The organism is Paenibacillus sp. FSL L8-0158, from assembly GCF_038592965.1.
In the GTDB taxonomy this organism is placed as follows: Bacteria; Bacillota; Bacilli; order Paenibacillales; family Paenibacillaceae; genus Paenibacillus; species Paenibacillus polymyxa_D.
In genome coordinates this window covers 2,576,693-2,596,948 of the sequence record NZ_CP151949.1, presented here as the reverse complement: position 1 = coordinate 2,596,948, position 20,256 = coordinate 2,576,693, and the positions used below count along the sequence as shown (strand labels likewise).

The 20,256-nt window shown below is 45.4% G+C and carries 21 protein-coding genes; 9 read left to right on the top strand and 12 right to left on the bottom strand.

Annotation, left to right across the window (positions count from 1 at the left end; genetic code table 11):
* Window positions 1-146: 146 nt before the first annotated feature.
* On the bottom strand, window positions 147-1,436 hold the full coding sequence (locus tag NSQ68_RS11730) for a glycoside hydrolase family 27 protein (protein ID WP_342428903.1): 1,290 nt from the start codon (window positions 1,434-1,436) through the stop codon (window positions 147-149).
* A gap of 209 nt (window positions 1,437-1,645) precedes the next feature.
* Here NSQ68_RS11730 and NSQ68_RS11725 point away from each other — a divergent pair, with 209 nt between their 5' ends.
* Both NSQ68_RS11725 and NSQ68_RS11720 read left to right on the top strand, forming a co-directional pair.
* Window positions 1,646-2,539, top strand: a complete 894-nt coding sequence (locus NSQ68_RS11725; RefSeq protein WP_342428902.1) for a rhodanese-related sulfurtransferase — start codon at window positions 1,646-1,648, stop codon at window positions 2,537-2,539.
* Between the two features lie 209 nt (window positions 2,540-2,748).
* Window positions 2,749-3,675: an AEC family transporter gene (locus NSQ68_RS11720; RefSeq protein ID WP_342428901.1), complete on the top strand. Its 927-nt coding sequence runs from the start codon at window positions 2,749-2,751 to the stop codon at window positions 3,673-3,675.
* Window positions 3,676-3,692: 17 nt separating this feature from the next.
* On the opposite strand, the gene NSQ68_RS11715 is transcribed toward NSQ68_RS11720, so the two are convergent.
* Both NSQ68_RS11715 and NSQ68_RS11710 read right to left on the bottom strand, forming a co-directional pair.
* Window positions 3,693-4,472 (bottom strand): ABC transporter ATP-binding protein, encoded by a 780-nt coding sequence (locus NSQ68_RS11715; RefSeq protein ID WP_342428900.1) that lies wholly within the window; start codon window positions 4,470-4,472, stop codon window positions 3,693-3,695.
* 180 nt (window positions 4,473-4,652) lie between these two features.
* Window positions 4,653-5,504, bottom strand: coding sequence for a YheC/YheD family protein (locus tag NSQ68_RS11710; RefSeq protein ID WP_307354162.1), 852 nt, complete (start codon window positions 5,502-5,504; stop codon window positions 4,653-4,655).
* A gap of 207 nt (window positions 5,505-5,711) precedes the next feature.
* On the opposite strand from NSQ68_RS11710, the gene NSQ68_RS11705 reads away from it, so the two are divergent.
* Both NSQ68_RS11705 and NSQ68_RS11700 read left to right on the top strand, forming a co-directional pair.
* Window positions 5,712-6,548, top strand: coding sequence for a DUF6492 family protein (locus tag NSQ68_RS11705; protein ID WP_342428899.1), 837 nt, complete (start codon window positions 5,712-5,714; stop codon window positions 6,546-6,548).
* Window positions 6,549-6,609: 61 nt separating this feature from the next.
* Window positions 6,610-7,953, top strand: a complete 1,344-nt coding sequence (locus tag NSQ68_RS11700; RefSeq protein ID WP_342428898.1) for a sugar phosphate nucleotidyltransferase — start codon at window positions 6,610-6,612, stop codon at window positions 7,951-7,953.
* 233 nt (window positions 7,954-8,186) lie between these two features.
* Here the strand turns inward: NSQ68_RS11700 and NSQ68_RS11695 are convergent, their stop codons facing one another.
* Window positions 8,187-8,882 (bottom strand): succinylglutamate desuccinylase/aspartoacylase family protein, encoded by a 696-nt coding sequence (locus NSQ68_RS11695; protein ID WP_342428897.1) that lies wholly within the window; start codon window positions 8,880-8,882, stop codon window positions 8,187-8,189.
* Between the two features lie 5 nt (window positions 8,883-8,887).
* Window positions 8,888-9,922, bottom strand: coding sequence for a glycosyltransferase family 4 protein (locus NSQ68_RS11690; RefSeq protein ID WP_342428896.1), 1,035 nt, complete (start codon window positions 9,920-9,922; stop codon window positions 8,888-8,890).
* Window positions 9,923-10,275: 353 nt separating this feature from the next.
* Here NSQ68_RS11690 and NSQ68_RS11685 point away from each other — a divergent pair, with 353 nt between their 5' ends.
* Entirely contained in the window at window positions 10,276-10,749 is a 474-nt protein-coding gene (locus NSQ68_RS11685; protein WP_307354167.1) for a C40 family peptidase, read from the top strand.
* Window positions 10,750-10,830: 81 nt separating this feature from the next.
* Here the strand turns inward: NSQ68_RS11685 and NSQ68_RS11680 are convergent, their stop codons facing one another.
* Window positions 10,831-12,207, bottom strand: coding sequence for an ATP-binding protein (locus tag NSQ68_RS11680; RefSeq protein WP_342428895.1), 1,377 nt, complete (start codon window positions 12,205-12,207; stop codon window positions 10,831-10,833).
* Complete coding sequence (locus NSQ68_RS11675) at window positions 12,204-12,917, bottom strand: response regulator transcription factor (RefSeq protein WP_307354169.1); 714 nt, start codon at window positions 12,915-12,917, stop codon at window positions 12,204-12,206. The genes NSQ68_RS11680 and NSQ68_RS11675 overlap by 4 nt, the downstream gene beginning before the upstream one ends.
* Before the next feature lie 147 nt (window positions 12,918-13,064).
* On the opposite strand from NSQ68_RS11675, the gene NSQ68_RS11670 reads away from it, so the two are divergent.
* A complete protein-coding gene (locus NSQ68_RS11670; RefSeq protein WP_342428894.1) occupies window positions 13,065-13,715 on the top strand; it encodes an undecaprenyl-diphosphatase in 651 nt (216 codons plus the stop codon).
* A gap of 13 nt (window positions 13,716-13,728) precedes the next feature.
* Here NSQ68_RS11670 and NSQ68_RS11665 read toward each other — a convergent pair whose 3' ends face one another.
* From NSQ68_RS11665 to nadA, 4 genes are all read right to left on the bottom strand, one after another.
* The gene (locus tag NSQ68_RS11665; protein WP_342428893.1) at window positions 13,729-14,361 is read right to left on the bottom strand and encodes a phosphatase PAP2 family protein; all 633 of its coding nucleotides are present in this window, start codon (window positions 14,359-14,361) and stop codon (window positions 13,729-13,731) included.
* Between the two features lie 339 nt (window positions 14,362-14,700).
* Window positions 14,701-15,534: a membrane protein insertase YidC gene (yidC, locus tag NSQ68_RS11660; protein ID WP_342428892.1), complete on the bottom strand. Its 834-nt coding sequence runs from the start codon at window positions 15,532-15,534 to the stop codon at window positions 14,701-14,703.
* The gene (locus tag NSQ68_RS11655) at window positions 15,500-15,829 is read right to left on the bottom strand and encodes a hypothetical protein (protein WP_342428891.1); all 330 of its coding nucleotides are present in this window, start codon (window positions 15,827-15,829) and stop codon (window positions 15,500-15,502) included. The genes yidC and NSQ68_RS11655 overlap by 35 nt, the downstream gene beginning before the upstream one ends.
* Before the next feature lie 124 nt (window positions 15,830-15,953).
* Entirely contained in the window at window positions 15,954-17,060 is a 1,107-nt protein-coding gene (gene nadA / locus NSQ68_RS11650) for a quinolinate synthase NadA (protein ID WP_342428890.1), read from the bottom strand.
* Between the two features lie 166 nt (window positions 17,061-17,226).
* Between nadA and NSQ68_RS11645 the strand changes: the two genes are divergently transcribed.
* Together NSQ68_RS11645 and NSQ68_RS11640 are read left to right on the top strand one after the other, a co-directional pair.
* The gene (locus tag NSQ68_RS11645) at window positions 17,227-18,381 is read left to right on the top strand and encodes an IscS subfamily cysteine desulfurase (protein WP_342428889.1); all 1,155 of its coding nucleotides are present in this window, start codon (window positions 17,227-17,229) and stop codon (window positions 18,379-18,381) included.
* Window positions 18,378-18,917, top strand: a complete 540-nt coding sequence (locus NSQ68_RS11640) for a transcription repressor NadR (RefSeq protein WP_039274627.1) — start codon at window positions 18,378-18,380, stop codon at window positions 18,915-18,917. The genes NSQ68_RS11645 and NSQ68_RS11640 overlap by 4 nt, the downstream gene beginning before the upstream one ends.
* A gap of 132 nt (window positions 18,918-19,049) precedes the next feature.
* Here NSQ68_RS11640 and greA read toward each other — a convergent pair whose 3' ends face one another.
* On the bottom strand, window positions 19,050-19,529 hold the full coding sequence (greA, locus tag NSQ68_RS11635; protein ID WP_013310174.1) for a transcription elongation factor GreA: 480 nt from the start codon (window positions 19,527-19,529) through the stop codon (window positions 19,050-19,052).
* 365 nt (window positions 19,530-19,894) lie between these two features.
* Here greA and NSQ68_RS11630 point away from each other — a divergent pair, with 365 nt between their 5' ends.
* A complete protein-coding gene (locus tag NSQ68_RS11630; protein ID WP_029514846.1) occupies window positions 19,895-20,254 on the top strand; it encodes a hypothetical protein in 360 nt (119 codons plus the stop codon).
* The last annotated feature ends 2 nt before the right edge of the window (window positions 20,255-20,256 follow it).

The window sequence follows — 20,256 nt, the reverse complement described above, 5'->3', positions numbered from 1 at the left end:
CGAGTTCGTTAAAATATCCTAAAGTTACACATGCAAAAAAACACCCTATTGTAAAGATATCTTTCACTTTTACGATAGGGTGATTGGGTTGGAACTACAGCATAGTCCTTCCTTATATTATGTTATTCAGGATTTTGCAAAATCCTCTATTTCAAAATAAATAGTGCTGCTCCGTGAGGAGGTAAATTTGTGGACAGCTCTTGTGCTAGAACACCTAAATCCGCATGGTTCCATAAATCTCTGGCATTTGCCTGCCCTTCAATACCAAGGTCTTTTAAGGATACACGCACCTTTGAAGCTTCATCCCCAGCATTAAACAAAGCTGCATATACATGCCCTTCCCCGTTATGTGAAGTCCAAACGATATGTTCATCCTTTCTATACACCTGCCGTGCATTCAAACCGTTGCGATGAGCATTTAACACTTCTTCATTAGTCAGCAAAGAAAGGGTCCATGCATCATTATCCCGCAGTTCGCCCCCGAACATCAGTGGAGACCGGAAAATGCTCCACAAGGTCATCATCGTTAGCTGCTCATCCTTCGTAAAGCGTGTCCATCGGTCATGGCTGCCGGAATCTACCGAATCTACCGAACGAATGCCCAGATGACCCAATGGCAGCATGTCGCAATCCGGCCAGTGACCCCGACCTACATGTTCCGCCCATTTCTCGCAGCGCTCAAACATACCATACAGTAAAGGCCATACATCCCAGAAGTCATCAGTCATACGCCACATATTCGCGTTTGCGATTAAATCAGATGCATGCTCCAGCGGCGCAGGACCAGGTGATAGACTCAACACCATCGGACGTCCGCTTTGGGCGATAGCCCGCCTAATCAATTCAATTTCCGCCAAATGAATACCATAGAGACGTGATGCAGCAATGTCATCTACTTTGACAAAATCCACACCCCATTCCGCATACAGATCAAACAACGAATTATAGTACTCCTGTGCGCCTTCCTTGGATGCATCTACCCCATACATATCTGTGTTCCAGGGACAAATAGAGTTGGGATGCGCAATTTGTCTCGCCGTGGCTGTGGTTCCCAAAATCGGGGTATTCTGATGCACCGCTTGGCGGGAAATGCCTCTCATAATATGTATACCAAATTTCAATCCCAAACCGTGTACATATTCCGCAAGAGCTTGGAAGCCTCGTCCATCTGCTGCCGAAGGAAACCGATTCACCGCTGGAATAAGACGTGAAAATGAATCCATTTCCAATGGGACAAACGGGCGATACTGTGAAGATACTGCTCCTGACTCATACCACTGAATATCCACCACGACATATTCCCAACCGCATTCCTTCAGATGCTCCGCCATATATTGAGCATTTCCCCGTACTTCCTCTTCCCGTACTGCTGCACCGTAGCAATCCCAGCTATTCCACCCCATAGGTGGTGTATTCGCTGTCAAATGATGTTTCATTTCATTCATCCTTTCATCCAGTAGAACTCATCCAGCTGCCAAAAATCCCCTCATCGATACGTAACTATTATAATGTAAACCCTTACTTTTGTCGCTCGTCTCCTTTTCCATTTCCACTTTTTATACATTTAAGTTGACTAACTAAAAGAATGTGGTACATTTAAAATTGCTTTTAAAAAACTTTGACTTGAATCAGAGGGTGATTTTACATGTGTGAACATACTTATCGGATTTTGTTGTTTTACAAATATGTCAACATTGAAGATCCTGCCACCTTTACGGCGGAGCATCTGGCTTACTGCAAGGAGCTGGGCGTCAAGGGAAGAATCTTGATTGCTGCGGAAGGAATCAACGGAACACTGTCTGGTACAGTAGAGCAAACGGAGCAATATATGCGTGATTTGCGCGCCAATCCGAAATTCCACGATATCGTTATTAAAATAGATGAGTCTGACGGTCATGCGTTCAAGAAAATATTTGTACGCCATCGTCAGGAGCTTGTTACGCTGCGTCATGAAGATGAGCTGGACCCTAATGTAATTAGCGGTAAGCGTCTGTCTCCAAAGGAGTTTTATGAACAGCTTCAAGATGAAGATGTAGTTGTTCTGGATGGACGTAATGACTATGAATATGACATCGGTCATTTCCGTGGGGCGATTCGCCCCGAAGTCGAATCGTTCCGTGAATTTCCACAATGGATTCGCGACAATATGACTCAGTTCAAGGACAAGAAAATCCTGACGTACTGCACCGGAGGTATCCGTTGCGAAAAGTTATCGGGTCTTCTGATCAAAGAAGGATTTAACGATGTAGGCCAGCTGGATGGCGGCATTGTGACCTATAGCAAGGACCCGGAAGTACAAGGACGTTTGTTTGACGGTAAATGTTACGTATTTGACGAACGAATCTCGATTCCGATCAATCATACGGATGAGGACGTCATTGTCGGTAAGTGCTTCCATTGTGAAACGCCGAGCGATCATTATATCAACTGCCCAGTCTGCAATCTCCAGCATATCGTATGTCCGGATTGCGAAGAACAGCATCAGCACTATTGCTCTGACGATTGCCGAACCAAAGCGGAAACCATGGCTACTGCATAAATCAGCAGTATCATTAGTTTATTATAACAAAAGGGATGTCCTATTAGCCGTTCATCATGGCTGTGGGCATCCCTTTTGTTATTTTCACAATAAGTGTCGAAATCTTCATAGTATTTACCTATGGACTTGATTGTATTTTCATCTTGGACGGGCTCGAAAGTAGCGTCTTATAATGGAAAATGTCATTACAGAAAGGATGGGTGGAATTCATGATTCAAATCGTACTTTCAACTCTATTATCCGTTATCGTTCCGCTGTCCATTCCGGTGATCGCCGGATTTTTACTTGGAAAATTCATGAAGCTGGAAACGAAACCGCTCTCGACTTTGTATTTATATTTTTTAAGCCCCGCAATGATTCTGGACACGCTACTCAAAGCACAGCTTACCTGGCATGATGTGGCGCAGACTGCCGCTTTTTCAATACTGAACCTGCTGCTGTTGTGGGGGATTGCACAATTAGCAGGGAAAATCTTTAGACTGAGCACTCCGGAAACGGCTGGACTTACCTTAATCTCCACACTGACCAATAGTGCAAATTATGGCCTGCCCCTAATTTTACTTGCCTTTGGGCAGCTCGGTCTGGATAAAGCCTCCGTGTATGTCGTCATCCAGATAATTATGGTCAATACCATTGGCGTTTACTTTGCAGCCCGCTCTGAATTTTCTGTTCGAAGTGCTGTTAAGTCGGTGTTTTCACTTCCTGCGATCTATGCAGCTCTACTCGCCATCGGACTGCGGCTGTTGGACTGGCATCTTCCCTCAGGGATTCAATCAGGCGTCTCGATGATTGCTGCCGCCTATTCTCCGGTCGTGCTGGCGATCCTGGGTACCCAGATGGCTTATGTGAAAATATTCAAGCTGGAGTCGTCTATTAAAAAAGCCAGCTACGCCGGACTAACAATTCGGCTTCTACTCTCCCCGCTTGCGGCTTGTCTTGCTATGCTGATACTCGGAATTTCAGGCCTTTTGTTCTCTGTTCTCTTCATTCTGGCCTCAATGCCGGTTGCTGTGAATGCTGTCATTTTAGCAGAAAAATTTAATGCATCGCCAAAACTGGTTTCCACCTGCATCCTGTGGAGCACGCTTGCCTCATTCCTGATTTTGCCTATTCTGATTATGTTGGTAGCAGGTTAGCGAGAAAAAAAGACTCTCTACACCATAGAGAGCCATGCGCGATTCTGTCTCCATTCTACTTGCACAGGTGTTTCAAAAAAAGCACTAAGCGTTTCACTGCTTAGAATATCAGTCGTTTTACCTTTGGCAAATACCGTGCCCCGGCGGATTAAAATCGTATGCGTGTACATCGGTAGAATTTCTTCGATATGATGTGTAACATACAGTAAATTCGGCGAAGCCGGCGACTCCGATAACTGGCGAATGCTATCCAGTAATGCTTCCCGGGAAAAAAAGTCCAAACCATTACACGCCTCGTCCAAAATCAGTAGCTTGGGCGAGGCCATTAATGCGCGGGCGATAAGCACTTTCTGCTTTTCTCCCTGTGAGCATCCCTGATACAACCGATCCACGAGATGAGCACATCCCAGTTGCGTCATAAGCTGAACGGCCTGTTCATAATCTGTATCCGTCGTCTGATCATAAAGTCCAATGGAGGCAAATTTGCCGCTAATAACAACATCCTGCGTACGCTGACTCCCATTAATTCTTTCCTGTAAAGAGGAACTGACCCAACCAATAGATTTGCGCAGCTCCCTCAGATCCACATCCCCAAAGGTATGACCCAATACACCGACACTCCCTGTGGTTGGCCATATGTAACCGTTAATCATATTGAGCATCGTTGTTTTACCTGACCCATTCAAGCCGAGTACAGCCCAGTGCTCTCCCTCAGCTACCTGCCAGTTGATTTGTTTCAGTATGGTGCGGTTATCTCTCTTCCAGCTTACATTGTTAAGTTCAATGACAGAATTCATGGCTGCACATCCTTTCTATTCGTCGTATCATCAGATGTTTATACGCATAGTAAAGATCATCAATAGTACGTCTAGCTTCTCTTTCATGTAAGCATAGCACAGGGTCACAGGTTGTTCAATTTTAAATAACCCACTCCATTGTTCATATAGGAGTGGGCTGGCAATGTAGTAATCTACTGGTCAAGATATTTTTTCTTTTTTAGGATCTTGAACTACTTTCTTATCTTTATTTTTATTTGTATCTTTAATTGTATCTTTGCTTGGGGCGGTGGCTTTCCTTTTTTCATTAGCCAGTCGCCAATAGCTTAATACTTTCCGGTACATGGACTTATCTGATAATTGGTTAAATATATATGGGTCCGGCTTCGTATTCACCTCAATAATCCATGGGGTAAAGCGATGATCCAGTCCAATGTCCACACCAATTTGCCGGAAATTTGGATATGTTTTTTGCAGTTGTTTGGCGATGGTAAGACCCAGTTCATTTAGTTTCTTGACCAGCTCCGCCTGCTTGCTTTGCGATAAATGGGATTTTAGTAACTGCTCCAAGGCCATCGGCTTACCGCCACTATGATAGTTGGTCACGATTTTACGGGGATGACCCAGACGTCCAATAATTCCGGTAGATTCCCATAGCCCTTTTTCATTACGCTGCACCATGACCCGAATATCAAAATAACGCATTTGATGGCGTAGTAAATGGATTCCCTTTTGAATAAGATAACTTTTCTTCCCCGTATGTTTCGATAGGCTGGTATATAGTGCATCCAAATGTTTGAATTCCTGACGCGTTTCCTCAAATTGATAGGCGAAACGCTGGCCAGCCTCCTGCTCTACTCTCATTACACCTTTACCAAAGGTACCTCGCTCGGGTTTTACATAGACCATACCGTACTTCTCCAGCATTGACTTCAAATTTGCTTTGTTATATTTCCGAGTTTCAGGTACATAAGGTTTGATGCTGCCATGCTGGAGCAACAATTGGGTTTTATGCCATTTGCTGCGCAACGCCTGCGCTTGTGAAGAATTCACTTGCCCCTCTCCTCTCTACTCTCAGGTAGAACGCTCCTGTTAAAAAGATCAATCTATCGTATGCGCTAACTCCCCATTCGAAGCTTCATCAGCCCTGTCCTGCACAGAAATGGACGTTTGACCTTGCCCGGTCGAAAGCGCCTGTCCAAGCATACGATATTGGGAGACGCTGGGAGCGTATATTTGCACATATAGGGAGTGAATAACATGTCAGCGCAATCGGATGGGCCACGGAAGAGTTCCCTTACAATCGATGTTCTGATCCCCGCAATTGATAAAGATATTGTCACACTACCGCTGGTGATTGACAGTCTGCGCCGTCACGTGCAGCACCGAATTGGAACTATTTATATCATTTCACCACAAAGCACCGGGATTCGCCGTCTTTGCGTAAGCAAGAAATGTACATTTATTGACGAAAAAATGGTGCTGCCCATCACCAAAAAACATATTCATTACGGGACAACACGCTGGGACCGCTCAGGCTGGCTGTATCAACAATTGCTCAAAATGAATGGCGACAAAATCAGTAAAGCCTCTTTTTTCCTCGTCATTGATGCGGACACGATTTTGATTCGTCCACATACATTCCGTAAAGACGAAAAAACGATTTTTTACTACCGCAATTGGAGCCAGCCAGAGTATTTTCGCACCTATCACAAGCTGATGGGCGTTAAGGCTCCCTCACCAAAGTCCTTTGTTACTCACTATATGCTTTTTGAAAAAGCGCGGCTTACCCGGCTCAAGCAAGTTATCGAGGCACGACATGGGAAACCCTGGTACAATGCAATTATTCACAGTATAGACCGGACAAAACAGTTTGGGTTTTCCGAGTATGAAACGTATGCCAACTATTTATACAGCCATCAACCCTCTAGGATGATTTTGCGCAAGTCATTGAATAAAGCGCTTCATAGTCGGGCTTCTTCCCTGTCGCAAAAACAATTGGATGTCTTGGCCAAGAGCTATCGCTCCTTATCTTTTCATCAACGCAAGGTGTACCAACTTGCTCCAAAAACAAAGAATGAATCATCGCTAAAATAGTTTTTAAAATCCTGCAAAATGATGCAGTTCAAATGGATCTGCATTGAAGGAGGAAACGTCCGTGCGCATCGTATTATTATGCGGTGGTGCCGGAAAACGGCTATGGCCACTATCCAACGAAATCCGGTCGAAGCTGTTTCTCCGGTTATTGCCCGCTCCTGACGGGCGAAAGGAATCTATGCTCGGTCGGGTGTACCGTCAGCTTACCTTAACCGGGCTGGATTCCTCTGCCCTGCTTCTGGCTCATCGGAGTCAGGTAAATCTAGCCTTTCGCCATACAGAAGGTCGTCTGCCCGTTCTGGGCGAACCTGCCAAACGGGGAACCTTCACCGCTGCTGCACTGGCAGCTGCTTATTTTCACACCAGAGGTACAGGGCTGGATGAAGTTCTCTGCATTGCTCCAGCGGACATGTTTGCAGGAGAGGATTTCTTCCATAGCATAGCAGCGCTCTCCGGCATATTGTTTGAGAGCGGAGCCGATCTGGCTATGCTTGGGACAAGGCCCACTCATCCCTCCGACCAATACGGCTATGTCATTCCGGGTCTGCAAATGATACGGGAAGGGAAAACTTCCTATGCGCAAGTTGCTCGCTTCACAGAAAAGCCGGATCTCGCCGGAGCACAACAGCTTATTCATCAGGGCGCGCTGTGGAACTGTGGTGTTTACGCTTTTACATTACGGTATATGCTGTCCTGTATGGAGCGAAGTGATCTGCCGCTGAACGATAAAGCATTATGCGCGATGTATGATAGCCTCCCGGTTCGCAGTTTCGACGAAGAGATTGCAGAGCGTGCTGAACATGCCATTGTCCTGCCCTACGATGGTGAATGGCACGACATCGGCAACTGGCAGGCCCTAACAGAGCAGCTAAGCAGTCAAGTGATCGGGCGTGGACAGATTAGTGGGCAGACTCATGGCACGCATATCGTTAATGAGCTACCCTATCCGCTTCATGTCATAGGTGTGGAAGATATTATTGCTGCCGCGAGTCCCGATGGCATTCTCATTGCGTCCAAGAGCCATGCCCACGTAATCAAGGAGCAGCTAGGTAAACTTCAACTTCACCCCATGCATGGTGAAACCTCATGGGGCAGTTACCGGGTGCTGGACGAATTTGATCATCGGAGTCTGAACGATATACTGGCCATACGGCTGACGGTACTGCCAGATCAACGCTTGAATGGCCTTATTCACGGCAGTGGACTTAAAGTATGGACGATCGTGTCCGGCCGGGGAGAGGTCATGCTGAACGGAGAACGTTTTGCTGCGGCAAGCGGTTCTGTATTTAGCATTCCGGTCGATACGCATCACACAATCCGTGCCGATCTGGATACACCACTGGAGCTGATTGAGGTACGTCTGGGGAACAGCTTGGTGAACGCCTTCTATAAATCCGAGACCTGACAACACATAGATCAGGATTTTGCAAAATTCGATTCCAGTCGCTCCAAAGTGCAATATATAGACGAACTAGACCATTTCGATCTATATATTGTTCATTGGAAGTCGCTTATTAGATTTTTGCAAAATCCTCAGATATAACATCAGCACGCTACGGATTCTGAACGAAGGTCGCAGGTCGCACATAAAAAATCGCTTCTGAGCAAGGTGAAAAAGCCCTTGCTCCAGAAGCGATATTATTTTGTGATGCAGTTGCCTTTGACTATTCCGGCTTCTTTTAAAAAATGCTGAACGATCTCCAACTGATAGTGTATGCGTACTTTCTTAGGCAGGCTCCAACCCGTTTCCACGGTAACCGCGCGTGCACCTAAAATACGGGCTACGGCGGTGCGGGAGGAACCTGGAAGCTCATGCAGCCGAATGTTGAAATGTCGGTCGCTCACCTGGATGGAGCGATTCATTCGCTTAATAACCCGACGAACCGCAGGAACCACCGGGTTGGCCTTATTGGAGATTAGCGTTTGACCAAGCACCTCGGCATCCTTTTGTGACAATCCATTGGCCTCATGCAAGTCAAGATACCATTCAGGTTGATGCTTTTGTGTTAATTTGAATAGAGCAGCGGAAAGTGGTTGTGTTGCCAACTGCTTTTTTTTGCGCGGAAAGGTTCGATTAAGATCAGGTTTTCCTCTAATCCGTTTGCGGTAAGCCTTTTGGTTTACAATCGGTACAATTATAAGCTTACCCTGGCTAAATCGCAGCTTTTGCTGATTCAAAAGCTTCACCAGTTTCTCAGCAGCTCGTATGCTTGCTATTTCATTACCATGTATCCCCGCGACCACCATCACACACGGACCTTTCTGCCCCCCTGTGACTATATAATAAGGAGTTGCCCAAGAGCCATTTCCGAGCATATATCGTTTGACCTGCATCCCCTTCACCTCCGTATAGGCTGTCGTTGTCCTCTCTTCTGTTCTCGCCGACGGATGATTTCACGATATAGTCTTAAGTAGTTACTGGTCATCTGTTTGTTCGTAAATCTTTGAGTCACATACAAGCGCAGCTTCGCTGGTGACGGGTAGTTTTTTTGCTGTGCTTTTCGTACCATTTGGCTAACCGATTTGCAAATCAACTGTGGAAAGCCTGATAGTACCTCGGGAACGGAGCCATTTTTTAATGCCAGCACCGGTGTTCCACAAGCCATGGCCTCTACCATTACGAGTCCGAACGGCTCTTCCCACAGTGTCGGAAACAGCAGACACTCTGCATGTTTCAGCAGCTTCTGTTTCTGAGCGCCTCCAACTGCACCTACATAGCGTATATTCGGATTGCGCTGAATTCGTTTCTGAATCTCTTTACGGAAAAATTCTGGAGCTTTGATAGGACCTGCAATAAGCAGTTTTTTTCCTGTTCGTTCTGCAACCTGAATGGCCTGCAATACACCTTTATCTCGTATGATTCTGCCCATAAACAGCAAGTAGCCACGCTTCTCACTGCTGAACTCGTATTCATGGGTGTTGATACCATTATAGATATAAAAACCTTTGCCCCTACCCATCAGCTGACGTGCTCGTTTACTGACATATACCGGGTTTTTACCGTGTCTCTTCACCGGAAGATGAACGGTGCATACTGATGGACAAGGCAGCTTCCTACGCCCCACAGAAGAACGAAAAGTATGGTCATGAATGATATGTGTGTTGGAAGGCATATGCCGGAGTACATATTGGGGGATCTGACTATGTTTCAAACCCTTGGGATAGGTAATCAACCGCGCACTGCTCCTGCTCCCACGGGCGGCAAAAAGAGATACCTGATGCCCTCGTCTCACCAATTCCTCAGTTAATTCATGCACGACCTTTTCCGTTCCGCCTTTGTTAGAGGGTACCGGCTGTGCATCGGGATAGTTGGAAATGACCTGAACAATGGTTAGACGCCGTTTTTTGAGTGCTTTATTCTGCTTTGAAGCCATACGAATTCCCCTTCCTGACCGGAAATGCGGTGTGATCCTTACGATGTCAACGGGAATCAGAGCATACTCCCGTACAAGTTATAAAGTGTAGTATATAGGTATGTATATTTTGCGTGATTGCTTGTGCCAATCGTCTGCAAGTCGCTTTTTGCCATACGAGCCTATCTATAAGGGGAGTCTATACAATTTGTCAAGCAAAAATTAAGGAGAAAATTCTCATCGTTTTCTAATAAATGAGGACAAAGCGTTGGGGTAACAGGTTTGTAACCATGAGTGGTAAATTCCGGACATTTTATTTGTGTTATTGTCATTTCAGGACATCAACACAATACGAATAACGGAGGAATTTATATATGAAACATACTTCTAAAAAATTGTGGATGGGTATTTGCTTTACTATGACTTTGGCATTGAGCGCAGGGAGCTTCGTCGTTGGACCAGCCACCACTCATGCTGCTTCGGCAAGTAAAGCTGATCGGATTATTTCTAAAGGCTCCCAGTTTATGGGTGTGCGTTATCAACATGGAGCCCCAGCAGGCAATACAAGATCTTTTGACTGCTCTTCATTCACTCAATATGTATTTGCACAAAATGGCATCAAGCTTCCACGTTCGTCCAGACAGCAATCAACTGTTGGCACTTTCGTACCGCGTAGTCAGCTGAAAAAAGGCGATTTGGTCTTTTTCTATGCGCCAATTCATCATGTAGCCATTTACATGGGGAACGGCAAAATTCTGCATACGTATGGTAAAGGCGGCGTAACGGTTACAGATCTAAATTCGGGATGGTGGAGCCGCAATTACACAACAGCACGTCGTGTCCTCTAGGTTAAATTTTAGATGATTCCCATCCACCGAATGCTTAACTTACAAATAACAATAAAAAGGCTGTTCCGCGAGTAGATATTTCTACTGGAGGGACAGCCTTTCCTGTTGTCTTTGGGGCAGCGTGACGATGACTACCGTTCCTTCTCCTTCTACGCTCTCCATACGTATCGTACCCTGATGGGCATCTGTAATTGCCTTGGCAATCGGCAACCCCAGCCCGGTCCCTCCGGTTTTTCGATGCCTGGAACTATCTACCCGATAAAATCGTTCGAAGACCCGCTTGATCTGGCCCTCAGGTATTCCGATCCCATAATCCTTAACCCGGATATAGACATCCTTTTCATCGGTAGATAACCCTATTTCAATCTCATCCGAGCTGTATTTTAATGCATTATCCAGCAGGATCACTAGCAATTGCTTCATTTTTGTCAGGTTGGCATCCAGCCAAATTTCTTTCTCTTCGGTCAAAATAGAAATTTGACGATCATGTACAGGCTTGAGATGCGCTACTACCTGTTGACAACAACCGATCATTTCTATCCGCTCATGCGGCTCAGGGTCTTTCTGCTGTGAGGAGGCAAGAGTCAGCAACTGCTGTGTCATCGTACGCATTCGCTGAGTTTCTTCATAGATCGATTCAATGGATTCCTTATGAATGTCCTCATCACGCGTGCCCCACCGTCGCAACATGTTGGCATAGCCCTCAATAATCATAAGCGTGGTATTCAGCTCATGTGAGGCATCTGAAACAAACTGCTGCTGGCTCTGAAAGCTTTCTTCTAATCTCTCCATCATTCGGTTAAAAGTAGCGGTCATTTGCGACAATTCATCTTGATTATGACTGCCAGCGGGGATTTTTTTGAATTTCAAGCTTCTCTCAATTTCCTGCATCGTTTGAATACTACTGGAAATCGGCAGCAATATGGCATTCGCCAAAATCGTGCTCCCTACCAAACTTAGCAACATTGCTCCTACAGTCGAAGTGATGAGAATCGATATTAAAATATCGAGATTGGTTTCGAGTGCATCCCATTTTTCCACGATCTCCAGCGTCCCCTTCTGATTGCCCTCCGGAGAAAGCACAGGGAGATGGATTACCAGAATTTTATGATCCTGTACATCAGTCAATTGAGAGCTTTGAGAAATGTTAAAACGTATATCGCCCAGCTTAAAGCGGGACTGGCGACTTACTTCATACAGAAGTCGGGATTGCTGATCAAACACCCTCAGAATAGTATCTCCGGAAAGCTCATCTCTCAGTTTTGGACTCCATGCATTCTTCAGAATCATGGTGTGTCCGGTTTCGGCAATGATTTCAGTCCACTTATTTTGCAGCACTTCTCTTTCATTTCGCGTAGCGATTTTGACGAACAACAGATGAACCGTGACATCCACAAACAGGAGTATTGTCATCACTAAAATAGAACTGAGCAGGGTGATTTTGGTCCGCAGCTTCAATGTTCTTCCTCCCTGATGCAGTACCCCACACCACGTACGGTTTTAATTAATTTCCTTTTGTATCCATGATCAATTTTTTTGCGAACATATCGGATATACACATCTACGACATTCGTATCACCGACAAAATCAAACCCCCACACGTTTTGAATCAATTGATCCCGCTGCAATACCTGATTTTTGTGCTCCATCAGATAGAGAAGCAGATCATATTCTTTGGGCGTCAGTTCGATTCGGTTTCCTTCCCGCACCACTGACCTAGTCTTGCGTTCCAACACCAAGCTATCCACTTGGAGCCTGGATGACAACTTGTCCTCTTTTTGTGAAGCGGTAGCTGTTGACTCCATTTGATGCCTCATACTGGCCCGCATCCGCGCTAATAACTCCTCAATCTCAAAAGGCTTCGTAATGTAATCATTGGCGCCTTCATCCAGACCTGAAACCTTATCAGGAGTCGAGTTACGTGCAGTGACCATAATTACTGGTGTATGATTGTCCACTTTTCGAATCTGCTTCAGCACCTCGACCCCGTTCATCTCCGGCAGCATGACATCCAGAATGATGATATCCCATGTACGTGCTAGAGCTTTTTCCAATCCTTCTCTGCCCGTCTGTGCGATTTCAACTGCATATCCTTCATGGGATAACTCCAACTGAAGCAATCTGGATATCTTCTCTTCATCATCAATGACCAGCACCGACTTTTCCATCGCAAAACCACCTATTTTCTATAGAAAAAACAAATGAGTAACGGAAATGACATTCATTTTTTATTTGATTTTAAGCTTTTATCCGTGTAGTCGCTCTATAATATAACTTTGTTATTCAATTTTTTGATGTTAAGGAGTAATTTATTCATGTTAATTAATGTAGACTATGCTTTATTTCACTGGATCAATGAACTGGCTAATTCCCTCACCTTTTTGAATGGAACCATGCGTTTCTTGGCGCAATATGCACCGTATTTATTCGGAGTGGCTTTGCTGATTTACTGGTTCACCTTTAAAATGCCGCATCGAATGATGGTTTTAGAAGCCGTTATAACGGTTTGTATCGGTTTTGTAATGAGTTGGGGTCTTGGACATTTGTTTTACAGAGATCGCCCTTTTGTCGGACATTTAGTCATTCAGCTTATTCATCATGATCCCAATGCTTCATTCCCAAGTAACCATGCACTTGGAGCGTTTGCTCTAGCTACTATTTTATGGATTCATCATCAAAAATTTCGTGTTCTCTGGGTTATCTTGGCTGTACTCATCGCAGTATCCCGCGTGTGGACTGGAGTGCATTATCCCTCAGATATTTTGGCAGGCGCGCTTATTGGTGCAGGTTGTGCCGTCGGCGTTCATCAATTCATTCGAAGTCGGAAGCTTCCGGGCATCTTCATGCAGGCGGCTATTATATTTTATGAAAAATGGGAGCAGAAGCTGGGGATCAAGCCCGGTGAACAAGCCAGAACCAAGATGACTGAATACACTTCCTCTGTCCAAATGAAAAGCAGACGCTAAAGCGTCTGCTTTTTTATAACCGCTGATAAAACCAAATACAAGCTGCCATCCAGCAGCCACTCATAAAATAGCCACCCACAACGTCGCTAGGATAATGTACACCCAAATAAATGCGGCTCGTCCCGATTGCTACAATCAGCAGGCTGCTGAGCACAATGAGAAGGATACGCCCCAGCCTAGAAGGAACATGCTTCCACACTAAAAATGTCAGCGCCGCGTACATGCTGAAAGCTGTCATGGAATGTCCGCTTGGAAAGCTGTATCCATTCTCTTCAATAATACGGTTAATCTCCGGTCTCGCACGCTGAAAAAGCACTTTCAGTATCGTATTCAGCATTACCGATCCCAATACACCAGCCGCCAAAAAAAGCAGTTCTCTGCGGTGTCCCAATACTCTATAGAGCACGAACATGGTCATTAAAATGATGATCACAACTGGAATCCCGCTGCCGATCATGGTGAAAAATTTCATTACACGGGTCATGGCGGGCGACTCCAGTTGTCCAATAACCGAAATAATTTCATGGTCAAAATGCCGAACTTGATGGTCACTCACCCATAATGCGATTAAGCCAAAACCGAATGCACATACTATACATGTGAGCAGAGCCAAGGAAATGGGCAGCTTTGTTGCTGTTTGCTTCATTTTCTATAGTTCCTCCATAATTTCATTGCGTGATAAAACAAAGTGCAGCATTAGCTTACAATAGGTCTTACTTTGCCCACTTTTCTCTTATCATTTCATTAAAAGAATTAGTTACTCCTCCAAATGATGAAACCCGTTTTCAAAAAATATCACTTTCAGAATCATTTTATTATATAAGAATTTCATATTGACTACAAAATCGCAAGCGGAATGTAGCGAAAAAAGCAGCAACAAAAAAGGACGCCATTCAAGCCTTATAAACGGCTCGAATGACATCCTATGATTACACATGGCATACTACAAACGCAATTCCCAAGTTAAACAATCATCATCTACTATTTAGGTTGGTGTGACTTCTCCAAGTTTAACCTTACTCTCTGCTTCCTCTATTGGATAGCGTCTGCGGAACCACAGCGACTGAAGCAGCAAGAAGGTGCCACTTACTGTCCAATATAACGGCATGGCAGCAGGGGCATTGAAGGAAAAGACCGCCATCATAATCGGTGAAAGATAGCCCATGATCGCAAATTGCTTGCGCTGATCAGGCGTCATCTGAAACTGAGAAAGCTTAGCCTGTGCCAAGTATACAACTGCGACGACAATTGCCAAAATCCAGTCCGGCTGTCCGAGCCGGAACCATAGGAAAGAGTGAGACGCCAGTTCCGGTGTTAAGCGGATTGCAGTATACATCCCGCTCAAGATCGGAAGCTGAATGAGAATAGGCAGACAACCAATATTAAGCGGATTGAATTGATGCTCTTTGTAAAGCGACATCATTTCCTGCTGCATACTCTGCTGGCTGGTGGTATCTTTCTTGTTTTCATACTTCTTCTTAATTCGGTCCAAGTCGGGCTGCATGGCGCTCATCTTGCGCTTCATCCCCTGCTGGGCACGCGTTTGACGCATCATAAGAGGCAGTAAGGCCAGACGGACAATGAATGTCAAAGTCATAATCGCCAGCCCAAAGCTTCCACCAAACCATTGCGCCAATTGCTGAATAAGCCAAGAAAGCGGGAACACCACGTAATGATTAAAAAATCCGGGTGTCTGTGCATTTATCTCCGCAGCATTCGCACCACAACCAGACAACAACATAACCACTGCCAATATTACCATTAATCCAAATATCCGTTCTTTTTTACCCCAAAAGGTGAATCCCTTGAATCGTTTCATATGTTCCTCCTCGTTGATTGGCTGTGCCATCGTTCAACGAGGGAGAACAATCGGATGCATCTTCATCCGGCGCTTCTTTACGCCGGATATGTCGGGCCAGCCGGACAGGCATGTCCTGTCCACGGGCAGACATCGGCATCTGCGGAGAAGTATGAGACCTCACGGGCCCGCCTTCGACCCAGCATTCGGGTACATTGCCGTGCAAATGAGCGAGATACGTATAAGTCACTGTGCACAGCAAGCCGATTGTAAATAAATAAGGGAGTAGATCTTGAAGCTCAAACAAGGGATTCACCTCCTTCGGTTTGTTGCTACAATTATAGCACGAAACCGGACAAGCGACTAATCTTTAATTAGAGATACAGGTTGGATCACAAACCAAAGATTTCAAGCAGCATTCTCGCTGAAACAGCAAAAGGTTAACGGATAGCAAGCATACGATTCAATGCTAATACAGCATCCTGTCTGATCTGAGCATCCACACGAATCACACCCACAGGCTCACCCCGATCAAACTGCTCCATTGCCCACAGTAAATGGGGAAGATCGATCCGGTTCATGGTCAGGCAGGGACACATATCGGGATTGAGCGATTCAATCTGCTGTTCAGGGTACTGCTGCTTGATTCGTTGCACGAGATTCATTTCTGTGCCAACAGCCCATTGGGTCCCCGGCTCTGCCGCGTGAATGGTATCGATGATGAATTTTGTGGAGCCCGCGCAATCTGCGAGCTGTACGACTTCATGAGAGCATTCGGGGTGAACGATGACCCGGACGTTCTTATCATGCTCACGAACGTTGCGAATATGATCTACTGTAAACTTTTCATGAACAGAGCAATGCCCTTTCCATAAAATAATTTTTACGGTTGCTGGGTCCTGTTCAGTCTCAAGCTGATCTGTCATTGGATTCCATACGGCCATTTCATTTAGCGGAATTCCAAGATCGTAAGCCGTATTGCGACCTAAATGCTGATCCGGTAAAAACAAAATACGTTCCTTTTGCTTCAGCGCCCACTCCAGCACTTGCTTAGCATTCGAAGAAGTCACGGTAGCCCCACCATGCCGTCCTACAAAGGCTTTGATCTCTGCTGTGGAATTTACATACGTTAACGGAATGATCGTATCTCCTACCAACTCCTGTAAATGCTTCCATGCTCGTTCTGTCTGCTCCACATTCGCCATATCTGCCATCGAGCAACCTGCACGCATATCCGGCAGGACAACAGTCTGTCGATCAGTAGTCAGCATATCCGCTGTCTCCGCCATAAAATGAACCCCACAAAATACAATGAACTCCGCTTCCTGATTTTGCGCAGCCATTTGAGCTAGCTGTAGAGAATCTCCTGTTATATCGGCAAACTGAATAACCTCGTCCTTCTGATAGTGATGGCCCGGTATGAGCAGCTTGGGTCCCCATTTTTGTTTCAGCTCGGCCACTCGCTGCTCCATGTCAGCAACCGTCAGTGTCTTATAATACTCTGGCATAAGCCCTCGATTTCCTTGTAAAACGTTAAGCATAGACATTAGAATCCCTCCATATCGATGCGGCTGATCGTTCCCGCTCTCACGAAAAGATAACCGCTTTGTGTACATATATGTTTACAAGTGTCTTGACACTTATATTTACACATGCCTACAATAATCTCAAGAGTTTTTGAATGGAATTATTTTTAAGCAGGGAGGAATTGCTGTGATTTTTCTGGACTATGCCGCTTCCACACCTATGTGTGACAAAGCTTTAAATATGTATAACGTATTAAATAAGGAAATATTCGGAAATGCCAGCAGCCTCCATGATGCGGGCGGTCAAGCAGCCTACGCGCTGGATTACAGCAGGCAACGGATGGCAAATATGATTGGCGGGCAAAAGGAAGGCATCTATTTTACGACAGGAGGAACAGAATCCAATATGTTGATCGTGCAATCGATCCTGAACGGGTTGCCACAGCATAAAAAGCATTGGATCATGAGCGCTTTGGAACATCACTCGATGTACAACCTTGCTACACTGCTGGAACGGCAGGGCTATGAACTGACCATTGTGCAACCGGATCGGGAAGGACGAATGACTCGCGAAGCTCTTTTACCTCATCTGAGAGAAAACACCGGACTTGTATCCGTACAACACGCCAATTCGGAAACGGGACTGGTTCAGGACCTTGCTTCCTTATCTCCCCTGCTACGCGAACGGGGTATTTTACTGCATAGTGATGCGGTACAGACATTTGGGAATATTCTCGTAGATGTAGAAGCCATGGGAGTAGATGCACTCTCTGTATCGAGCCATAAAGTGTATGGCCCCAAAGGTGTCGGTGCTGCATATCTCAAACCCGGAACCCCGTGGCGTCCCGTGTACCCTGATACACTACATGAAAACGGATTTCGTCCTGGAACGGTTAATGTTCCCGGGATTGCAGCCTTTGTCGCGGCGGCAGAAATGATGACCGAACAGATGGAGGCGCATCAGGAGCGATATGCTACCCTGAGAAGACACTTTATTACGAAAATTCAGGAAAGGTCCATTCCGTTACGTTGGGTCGTACAGGAAAGCGAGAATAAAGCAGTGCTTCATCATATAGTAGGATGTTTTTTTCACGGTTACGAGGGACAATATGTTATGCTGGAATGTAATCGCAGAGGTGTCTGTATATCAACTGGAAGCGCATGTGCTGCCGGACACCACGATCCTTCGCCTGCCTTACAGGCGCTTGGAGCATCCGGCCGTGAAGCGTTACAATTTATCCGTGTTTCTTTCGGAAGAACGACCACCATCGAGGAATTGAATGTATTGGTAGATATTTTGACAGACCTGACGCATCGAAAAGAAAGGAGCTTATCCCGTTGACTGAATCTTTAAAACGGTCAGGTACGGATCGCCGCGAACAGCTACTGTTGTGGCTCAAGAGCGAATCACCACTGACCGGGAGCGAACTGGCGCGCAGATCCTCCGTCTCCCGACAAGTAATTGTACAGGATATTTCCCTGTTAAAAGCAAGCCAAGAGCCTATCCTTGCAACGAGTCAAGGATACATTTATATGGAGCCTGCGAGTCAGGCAACTCCCTTAGCCTCACGTATTATTGTGTGTAAACATCGACCTGAACAGACAGAAGAGGAACTAAAGCTGATTGTGGACTACGGTGTAAGTGTGCAGGATGTTATTGTTGAGCATCCGGTATACGGGGATCTGACTGCACCGATACGGGTCGGAACTCGCAAGGAAGTGGACGATTTTATTCGTAAAATCAGCTCTACCCAGGCCACTTATTTGTCCCAACTGACGGGAGGCATCCATCTGCATACCTTGAATGCCTCGGATGAAGATAAAATTAACGATGCCTGCGCTGCGTTGGAGCAAGCAGGCTTCCTGATGACGGACTAACTTAGTACGCTATAGTGGAGCTATGAAAATCCTGTCCAGAATGTGGGGTGCAACTGCGCTCCACAAGGACGGTATGTAAGCAGCGAGAAATAAAAAATCCCGGCCCCCTCATACAAGGGAATCGGGAATGAATTATGTGAGCTTAATTTCAAGCAGTTCATATTTAATTACAGCCATGGGTGCATCCACATGAATGATACTGCCCACTTCTTTTCCCAAAAGTGCCTTGCCTAAAGGACTCTCATAGGAAATTTTGTTATCCAGAACGTCCGCCTCAGCAGGACTTACAATTTTGTATTCCATCTTCTCCGAAAATTCGATGTCATTCAGAATGACAGTCGATCCGATACTAACGGTTCTAAGGTCTAAATTACTCTCGTCCACGACCCGGGCTTTGGTCAGCATCTTCTCCAATATGAGAATGCGGGTTTCCATAAATGCTTGATCGTCCTTGGCTGAGTGATACTCACTATTTTCTTTCAAATCGCCGTAGCTGATAGCCAACTTAAGGCGTTCGGCTAGCTCCTTGCGTTTTACGGTCTTCAGTTCCTTAAGTTCATCCTCCAGCTTGGCCAATCCCTCTTTAGTTAACAATACTTCTTCATTCGACATATTTTATCTACAACTCCTATTTCAGCATTTTGCTTAATTCCAATTCAACGCTCAAAAATACAATAAACGAACTAAACTGTTTCGGTCTAAACATTGCTGATTGGAAACGCTCTTGGGATGTATGCAAATGCTCATTTGGCTTTCTTTATTGTAGTTTACTCTAAATCGGACCAACATGCGAAATAAATTACTGGATAATAGTAGCCAACTAACCTCAGCCAGCGTGATTCTTATAGTAACCAATGCTCTCTTATTCGCATATCGTATGATCATAACGTATATTGATGAGCACATGCAGTGCCGCTGCCCTTGTCCCAAATTTCAGGAAACCAGGCAGGAGCAGTATATGGCGGGAGGAAGATTCAATGGCTTCCTTAGGAAAGAATGGTAATGGTAACGGTAACGGTAACGGGAATCGTAAATCCAAATCCCCCCCCAACGGTCAAAAGAAAAATGGCTTAAACAGTAATTCGGCTATCTTTTCCGCGCTTCAAGGAAAAAATGTGGAGGTCCTCGTGGCAGCCCTCCTACTAACAGGAAAACTAAACGTCGATTCCGTGACTTTATACAGACAAGCAACATTGTTTTTAGGACTCACAGGAAAATACAAGACACTAGCATCCACTCCATCCAATGTCGATAATATGGTGAAATTTTTAAATGATAACGGCAATATGACACTGGACCAGGTGATACAAGCCTTTTCACAGAAAATAAATAATTAACA